General features: G+C 43.0%; 7 protein-coding genes. 1 reads left to right on the top strand and 6 read right to left on the bottom strand.

Features of this window, described 5'->3' with window-relative positions; all coding sequences use genetic code 11:
* Positions 1-155: 155 nt before the first annotated feature.
* From ACFOTD_RS31620 to ACFOTD_RS31600, 5 genes are all read right to left on the bottom strand, one after another.
* The gene (locus ACFOTD_RS31620) at positions 156-1,286 is read right to left on the bottom strand and encodes a response regulator (RefSeq protein ID WP_378123949.1); all 1,131 of its coding nucleotides are present in this window, start codon (positions 1,284-1,286) and stop codon (positions 156-158) included.
* A gap of 24 nt (positions 1,287-1,310) precedes the next feature.
* Positions 1,311-3,110, bottom strand: coding sequence for a sensor histidine kinase (locus tag ACFOTD_RS31615; protein WP_378123948.1), 1,800 nt, complete (start codon positions 3,108-3,110; stop codon positions 1,311-1,313).
* A 174-nt stretch (positions 3,111-3,284) separates the two neighbouring features.
* On the bottom strand, positions 3,285-3,701 hold the full coding sequence (locus ACFOTD_RS31610) for a hypothetical protein (protein WP_378123947.1): 417 nt from the start codon (positions 3,699-3,701) through the stop codon (positions 3,285-3,287).
* Positions 3,698-3,907 carry a hypothetical protein gene (locus tag ACFOTD_RS31605; protein WP_378123946.1) on the bottom strand — a complete coding sequence of 70 codons (210 nt, stop codon included), beginning with the start codon at positions 3,905-3,907 and terminating at the stop codon, positions 3,698-3,700. Before ACFOTD_RS31605 ends, ACFOTD_RS31610 begins: the two co-directional genes overlap by 4 nt.
* 143 nt (positions 3,908-4,050) lie before the next feature.
* Positions 4,051-4,635: a TetR/AcrR family transcriptional regulator gene (locus ACFOTD_RS31600; RefSeq protein WP_378123945.1), complete on the bottom strand. Its 585-nt coding sequence runs from the start codon at positions 4,633-4,635 to the stop codon at positions 4,051-4,053.
* Between the two features lie 149 nt (positions 4,636-4,784).
* Between ACFOTD_RS31600 and ACFOTD_RS31595 the strand changes: the two genes are divergently transcribed.
* Positions 4,785-5,732 (top strand): ketopantoate reductase family protein, encoded by a 948-nt coding sequence (locus ACFOTD_RS31595; RefSeq protein ID WP_378123944.1) that lies wholly within the window; start codon positions 4,785-4,787, stop codon positions 5,730-5,732.
* Between the two features lie 70 nt (positions 5,733-5,802).
* On the opposite strand, the gene ACFOTD_RS31590 is transcribed toward ACFOTD_RS31595, so the two are convergent.
* Positions 5,803-8,226, bottom strand: coding sequence for a TOTE conflict system archaeo-eukaryotic primase domain-containing protein (locus ACFOTD_RS31590; RefSeq protein WP_378123943.1), 2,424 nt, complete (start codon positions 8,224-8,226; stop codon positions 5,803-5,805).
* Positions 8,227-8,324 lie beyond the last annotated feature (98 nt).

Raw genomic sequence — 8,324 nt, 5'->3', positions numbered from 1 at the left:
CAAAGAAACCGTTCCTTTCGTAAATGGTTGCTAGACACTTCCATTTTACCAAAGAACGGTTTCTTTTTGTTTTACAAAAACAGGACTGCCCCGCAGGTCATTTTCATGACCCTTTTGGGACAGCCCCTTCTCTGTTTGGGATGTTCTCTCTCCCTTTAGTTAAATTTCTCTATAAGACGGTAATAAAAATCCGTTACTTTATGGGATATATCTACATCCACCTCTTCACGCATCATTTCAGTAAATTTTTTATATTGCCTTTTTAATCCTACTTCATCCTTTTTCAAAGCCAATGCTTCTAAGTAAAGCATGATCGTTCTATCCTGAAGATCATCGTTTTCAACCAACTTTTTGAGAATAGATATGGCTTTATCCATCTCTGCTCTACGCAATAACGCCTCGCAAAGCTGATGCGCAAATGAAATGTACAATAAAGCGAATCTCTCTATTTCATGATGCGCCCATCCATAAACATGTTCGCCGAATAACTTCCCTTTATAGTTTTTCTCATGCTCGACTGCCCGGTTAACTTGGATGGCATCGCCAAAATCCAGCATGCTGCTTTGGTCTTCAAACAGGAAAGCGTCAACTTCAATATGCGTTTGATCTATAACATAATGCTGATTACCGGAATAGATCGCCTGAGGAAGCCCATGACGGTCCAACAATTTTCTAAGTTGATAGATCGTTGTATTCAGATAAATATCCGCGTTTTTTAATGGCATATGATCGAATACATCTTCTATCATTTTCGCTTTTGATACAAGCTTTCCTCTCTGCATGATCAAGTACGCAAAAAGTTCCGTACTTTTACTCGAACGCCACTTTATGATTTCATTCTGCGATGTTCTTAACTCGATGCTGCCCAGGCAGTTAAATATCAACTTTTTTTCTTGCGCAGCCTGTTTGGCCGTGTCCTTATGCAATTCTATATCTACAACTGCCCGTCCGATGGTTTGCTGAAGCCGCTCTTGATTAACAGGCTTCAACATATAATCCAAGGCATAAACATCAAACGCAGGAAGCGCATATTCTTTGTGCGAGGTCAAAAAAACAATCTTCGTTTCTCGCCCTTCCTCTCTTAACCGTTTCGCAAACTCTATTCCACTCTCTTTTGGCATACTGATATCAATAAAGATTAAATCTACATCATGTTCAGATAAGTATGTATTTGCAGACCACGTATCAAGAAAACATTCGACCAAGGTAATCGCATTTATTTTTTTGAGCATTCTTTCCATAATCATATGCATGCTTTTTTCATCGTCAACGACGATCACCTTCACGCGATTCCCTCCTTCACATCCGTTTTAACGACCGCGTTTTGAAGCGATCGGGAGTGAAAAATAAAAGGTAGTGCCTACGCCTAGAGAACTATCGAACCATATTTCCCCACCATTTAATCGAACGAATTCTCGGCAGATGGATAGTCCAAGACCAACGCCCTGCTCGCCGGCTGTACCTCTTTTGGATATGGGGAATTCATCCTGCAATAAATAACTGGCTTCATCGACGGATATCCCCTGTCCAGTATCGCGAACGGCAACGACAACTTTGTCTTGCAGAACTTCCGAGCTCAATCGAATGGCTCCGCCAATCTCCGTAAACTTCACTGCATTCGACAATAGATTACGAATAATTAAATCCAGCATATCTTTATCTGCATAAACGTAAACATTCTCAGCTATCGTTGAGTTAATGTGCATTTGCTTACTATTTATTTTTGCTTTCATCATATTTATCGTTTTTTGAACAACGTTGCCCAGATCTCTGACGACAGGGTTAAACAGCATTCCCCCGCGTTGGGTATGAAACCATTCGAGTAAACTTTCAACGAGCAGAAACGTATTGTTAATATGCCCCCCCATTTCCTTGATCAGATCTTGATGGTTCCCTTTATGTTTGATTAATTCCGCTTCCTGCATATCCTCTTCCACTAGCTCCATTAAATTAACGAGTACGGCAAGCGGATCACGAATATCATGCGCGATTACGTTAAACATTTTATCTTTAAATAAATTCAGCTCGGATAATTGCCGGGATTGCTGAAGTAAACTTTCTTCGTACAAGGTGGATTCCGTAACGTCATGCAGGATGAGTATCTTGCTAACCGGCTTATTATTGCGTCCATCTATATTTGAAAATTGAACATGATAATACCTGTCTCCTAGCTGCATGGTACGTCTGATTGCATGAGATTGGTCCGATTCATGCTCCATAAACTGTAATAAAGAAGGAAAAGGAGACAGCACTTGCGAGGCGGGGCTGCCAATCCGCTTTTTATCGGGCAACTGGTTAAATAATATATCGGCAGAGTTGTTGTAGCTTCTTAACTTATTATTGATATCAAAAATAAGGACGGCGTCATGTATGGATTCAAAAACTTTCTTCGTAACCAAGGGAGATAGATTAAGAATATTAAACCGATGAATACCCCAAAAATAAAATAATCCGGAAAAAATAAGTCCAAAAGGGGAAATATCGATGAGTATTTTGACAACGCCTATTGAATGTATGAGTGGAGGCGCAAATATACAAAAAGACCCGATCATCATTAAGACAATCCGTTTATTCCGCTCTCTATTCCGTTCTCTCCTTGACTTCAGATACATATGAACCAATAAGCCTATGCCGGCTAAATAGTAACTACAGACGTAAACAATATGTAAGTAAAAAAGCGGACCTCGATCTAGAATAATAAGCGGGAATCCTTGAGAATAATCTAAAGCCATGTCCTTGTAGAACAAATGATGCCATGGATTGGTGAAATGGGAGATTAATATGCAGAGTGGGCCAGTGGACAATAGAGCAATACTCTTCTTTGTTATCATTTTCTGATTGCCTGTGAATTGCAGGATCATAATGACCCAAATAAAGGGTGCAAAAGGAATGCCCAAATACTGAACGTGTATCCAAAAGAGCATTTGGTCCACTGTCGTACTCACGAGTTGAAAAGCATAGCCGAATGTATAAAACGAAGCGGATAACACGCCTAAGCCATAACTAACCGAAATAGGGGTCTCCCTGTTTTGCCAAGAATAGTTCAGCAATACCATGAAACCAAAGGTGAATATCATTAAAATTGCTGAAAGGGTAAGGTTGTAGCCCATGCTGCCATATCCTCCGATTCCATTGACACTTCTCCAAGCCTATTGGCTTATTGTTGCATATGTCAAAAGTTTAAAGGATCCCTGAAGCAAAAAACAGCCTAACTTCTTGGCTGTTTTTACGAATTCAGATTTTAGGCGTAGATACAAACGAGCAAAAAGCCCTGGCGTTATTCGTTATTCGCTAGGGCTTCTCTTCTTATAACCCTTCGAAAGATCCGGGTACTTGACCTCGATCGGCAGCCGCGGAATCTGTACCTTAATGATGAGGTCCGAGTAATCCTCCACTCTCTCCGTCATGTATGCGCGTAACGTAGCCCTCTCGATCTCGTATAACCCGCGTCGGCCGGCTACAGCATATGTAAAAATTAATTTTAGCCCTGAGCGCTCCGGCGTATCCTTGATCCAGATGCGGCGCTCCTTGAGTTTGCCCATTGATCGTTCCAGTTCTCCTTGCAGGAAGCTACCTACAAGCTTAGTGATAGCCGCTCGCGTGCCGGTTGCCTCTTCATGCTGCTTGCGCGCCAGCTCCATAAGCGTCATGATCTCGACATGATGTTGAATAAGCTGCAGATCCTCTGCTTGTGCGCTCATGAGATGTCACGACCCTGCATCGGCAGCGGCCGGCATGCTAAGATGCGATCGGCATGCAGACTGCGCGGCGCGTGCTTAGACAGGTCGTAGGCGGATACCTTGTTGTCGGTCACTGCAATCACCTTAACCGGGCGTTGCGTAAAATTGCCTTGCCGATCTTCATAAATCATGAGAATTTCTCGGCTTATATATTTCGTGACGTCCATTCTGTCCGCCTCCATATAGAACGTATGTTCTTATAATACCCGGAACGCGGGATTTTATTCAATAGGAGGCAGATTCCATATGGGTTGCAAAACGTTCTAAAGTCTAAAAAACGCCCGGCGATGGCCAGACGGTCGCTAAGTTTTTATTCAGCCGGGTCGGACCGCGGATCGACCTTGCCAAAGATATGATAAGGCGTTATCCCATTTGCAAATAGGCTATCGATCAGCTTGACCAATTCTTCCGACGATAGATCTTTTCCGTTGCGTATCCAAAGGCGAAACATAGCGATTAATGTGGATATGTAAAACTCAATCATGTATGGTGCTAAGACATCGTTTGTTGGAAAGTCCACAATCAATCGCTCAAAGGGAATTTCTCTTTTCAGGCGCTCGACAAAATGAACAGAACCATAGTCGCCGAGGAGGGCTTTTAGGATAGAAATTTCTTCTGCACTTTCCAAGCATTGAAGCGCATTTTGTAAAGTGTGCGTAGAAAACTCTCTGCTTGCCATTTCCTCGTTAATGGATTTCAAGACACAGGCTTCAACGCAGTCCAGCAACGCATAAATATCCGTAAAATATTGATAAAATGTACTGCGGTTATATCCTGACTTGTTGGCAATCTCTTGAATCGATATTTTCTCGATTGGCTTTTGGCTATATAAATCGCAGAACACATTGATAAAGGTCTGCCTGGTTTTGTCCGTAATTTCAGGTTGCTTGTTCATGCTTTGCCCTCCATTTCGGTTCAATAGACGATCCGACAGATATTGAAAATCTGATGGTTGATGACTGTATGGCGAATCCATACAATATGATCATACAACACGTTGTTGGATTATCAATAAAGGTGATCAACGATTTGGGGGCGTCTAACATGAAAATTTTATTCTTCGGCAGAGGTGTCATATCGACTCAATATGCGTGGGCGTTCGAACAGGCAGGTCATACCGTCGAGTTTTACGTTAGAAAGGGGAGGAAAGAAACCTTCGGTAGCCATATAGCGCTTGAAATGTGGGACGCACGAAAAGGGAAAAAGCTCATCAAAGAAAGCTGGAACGTCAAACTGCATGAGGAGATCCTTCCCCATTATGATCTCATTATTGTGAGCGTCAACACCGAACAACTTCCGGAAGCCGCACAATTCCTGTCAACTGCTGCAGGAAATACCCCGATCCTCCTATTCAACAACATTTGGCAAGATTTGAAGTCGTCGATCGCACCCTTGTCTATGAACAATGTTGTCTTTGGCTTCCCCGGAGCAGGAGGCGGCATCGCGGACAATAAGCTTAGGGGCGGCTTTTTGAAAATGGTATTTCTAGAAAAACCACGGTCAGGCACCGAGCTTATTAACAACAAGGTCAGCGAACTATTTGAAAGTGCCCATTTTAAAATTAGTCGGATAAAGGATATGCAAAACTGGCTATGGAATCACTTTGCCATGAATGCAGCGATGGAAGCCGAGGTGTTAAAACGGGGAAGTTTCCCGGCGCTCATGAACCATAAGGACTCATTCGCAAATGTTGGTAAGCATATGAGGGAAATGATCCCCGTCCTTCAAGCAAGAGGTGCAAAGCTTGATGCCATTTCCCTCTTGTTGACTAAAATTCCACCGGCCATTCTCGGCATCCTTTTTAACAAGGTTATTTTTGCAAAAGGCGGCTTGGCACGACTCTTCGTGGAATATAACAATAGTAAAGCAGGTTTTGCGGTACTTGAGGTTGTGAGAGAAGCCAAAAAGGCAGGCATCCCTTTGCCGCGTCTTACAAGGGCATTTGAAAATACGGAATATTACAAAGCTATTGAAAATCCCATATTGCCTTAACTATACCTGCAATGCGAATAGGAGCCGTGCTTCGTGTAGAGCGAAGTGCGGCTCCCTTCATTATTACAGGCTACAAACTCATCCCTTTATATCCCATCGCTTGATAGCCCTTAACCCTTTTCTTATACATACTCATGAGCATAGGAACTTGCAGATCTATATAGTCGTAGATCTGCACATCTTGTTTGCTTTGGTGAATCCGATGAAGCCGACCTGCATATTGTTGAAGCGTCCCTCTCCAAGAGATAGGGTGCACCAAAAATAAAGTATCCAGCCTCGCATCGTCGAAACCTTCGCCAATCAGTTTACCAGTTGCTATAAATACCCGTTCCTCAGAATCAGGTATGCTGCCGATCTGCTTCCGCAAGGCTTCACGCTGTTTCTTCCCCATCCCTCCGCGCATGACGATCACATTCTTAGCAAACCCCTTTAACCGGTTCTCAAAATACTCCAGATGTGCTGTGCGTTCTGTTAACAAGAGTGGTGACCTGCCTTGTTCTAAGGCTAAAAGCAGGTCGTCAAAAATCAAATTATTGCGCTCCTCGTCTTGCGTCAGCTGATGATATATGTCTTGAATGTCATAAGCACTTGCTTCCGGCAAACGGAAATTTGTATATCGTGGAACCACCTTATGTTCAATCCCGCGGGCTTGCGCCTGCGACTTAGGGTCAATCTTTACCCGAATCGGGCCGCACTGCATTAAGACAATCGGCTGATGCCCGTCTTGTCTTGTCGGAGTTGCGGTTAAGCCTAAGACATATTGAGCCTTTGCTTTTTTCAGCACTTGTTCGAAACTGAACGCCGAGATGTGGTGACATTCATCCACAATGATTTGTCCGTACTCTTCCACGTATTCCTTCAAATTTCCCTTTTGATTTAAGCTTTGGATGACGGCAATATCCACGATTCCGGTCCTTTTATCTTTTCCTCCTCCAACAATGCCAATATTCTTTTTATCGAGACTCAGAAAAGTGCCGATTCGCTCTCTCCATTGGTCCATGAGTTCTCTTCTGTGAACGAGCACCAATGTATTTACCTTCCTGGATGCGATGATCGAGGCCGCTACTACCGTTTTCCCAAATGCAGTTGTTGCCGAAAGAATTCCTGTGTTATGCGCTAAAATAGTCCTCGCCGCGCCGTCTTGCAGCATGGAAAGCGTTCCGGCGAAGTCAGCATCGATCGCATTTCCAGCGTTACGATCATCCGAAATATTTGCCTCGATTTGATGGACATTCATCAAGTCCATCATCATTTCGAAGCAGCCTCTAGGTAAGGCTATATACTTGGCATAATCCTCGTAGCAACCGATAACTCTCGGCTTACCATACGTAGGAAGCCTCATTGCTTGCGTTTTATAAAAATCCGGATTCTGAAATGTTGCTAAGTTTTGAAGCCGCTTAATGAAAGCCGGTGGCAAATCCTTTTTCTCGATATAAATCATATTAGAATAAATGACGTTTACTTTTGACGGCAACGCACCCGAAATTAAATCGGAATGTTCATTTATCCCCGTAGTTGACCAGAACAGGTCCTGATCGTTATTTTCATTCCAAGTACCAGTGCTGAGCAATGAGCCTCCTTTTGTCATTTCATAAATGAATTGCTGAACTCGCTCTATCGGAAGCTTCTCCATCCCCGCTAGATAACTCCACTGATCCTCATATGGCTGGAAAGTCTCGTCCACGAATACACTATTTCCTTCCCTGCGAGGGACCCCCTGAAGAGGAAGCGCAATCAAGTTTCCAAAGCCGCCTTTTGGCAGCGTATCTTGGTTCGGAAACAATCTATCATATGAGTCCAATGAAATCTGGTAACGGCGTTCCATCGTCTTCGTTAATACGGCGCATCCCAATTTCCTTGCGATGACGGCTTCAATCGGTTGATTAAAAAATATCCAAACATGTCCGCCATTCCCCGAACGAGAACGTTCAAGTGCAACCGGAATGTCCCACTCCTTGCAAGTCTCCAATACAGCGACAGCATCTTGCTGCCAATTTTGCTTATCGAAATCCATGGCAACAAACCAACAAGTCTCATCTTGAAGCATAGGATATAAACCAATAGTGCGATTTTTCTTCGCATCGAGATGTCGGGAGATAATTTCATTTGATATAGATTCAAATGCCTGATGTACACATTCGGAACATTTAACTTGCGGCTTTTTACAAACAACTGTCCACTCATTCTTACAAGCTGGTGAATACCCCGCTTTTCCGGCTTTGTTCGTCCAGCGAACAGGATAGACATCCTCTCTCCCACGAAATAGAGAACGAAACAGTGCTATTTTTTCTTCAGAACTAGATTTTGCATGCACATTGCTCTCAGATTTTGGTTCTTGTTTATTTGCAGTTTTAGGTAAATGTTGTGTCGGAGATGTCGTTTCTTCAACATTTGTATAGTTGGAAAGTTGGCGCTTCAGGGAACGATTCTCCTGTTTAAGAGCTTCTATTTCTTTCAAAGCCCTAAATAATTGTTGCTCCAAATCGTTACTCATACCGTCTCCTGAAATAAAAAATTTGGTCGTATCCATTCTATCATAGGGGAGTAAATTGATATAAAAAAACAGCCCCTCCAACTTATAGTAGGAGAGAC

Origin of the sequence: Cohnella sp. GCM10012308, assembly GCF_042649185.1 — a bacterium.
GTDB lineage: Bacteria > Bacillota > Bacilli > Paenibacillales > Paenibacillaceae > Cohnella.
Note: the sequence above shows the minus strand (reverse complement) of the source record. Positions and strands in the feature narration are given on the sequence as shown.

What these genes read in the sequence shown, in the direction of transcription:
- ACFOTD_RS31605 (WP_378123946.1), bottom strand. Translation starts at nt 3,907, where the DNA reads ATGGACGTCACGAAATATATAAGCCGAGAAATTCTCATGATTTATGAA.
- ACFOTD_RS31615 (WP_378123948.1), bottom strand. Translation starts at nt 3,110, where the DNA reads ATGGGCTACAACCTTACCCTTTCAGCAATTTTAATGATATTCACCTTT.
- ACFOTD_RS31610 (WP_378123947.1), bottom strand. Translation starts at nt 3,701, where the DNA reads ATGAGCGCACAAGCAGAGGATCTGCAGCTTATTCAACATCATGTCGAG.
- ACFOTD_RS31590 (WP_378123943.1), bottom strand. Translation starts at nt 8,226, where the DNA reads ATGAGTAACGATTTGGAGCAACAATTATTTAGGGCTTTGAAAGAAATA.
- ACFOTD_RS31595 (WP_378123944.1), top strand. Translation starts at nt 4,785, where the DNA reads ATGAAAATTTTATTCTTCGGCAGAGGTGTCATATCGACTCAATATGCG.
- ACFOTD_RS31600 (WP_378123945.1), bottom strand. Translation starts at nt 4,635, where the DNA reads ATGAACAAGCAACCTGAAATTACGGACAAAACCAGGCAGACCTTTATC.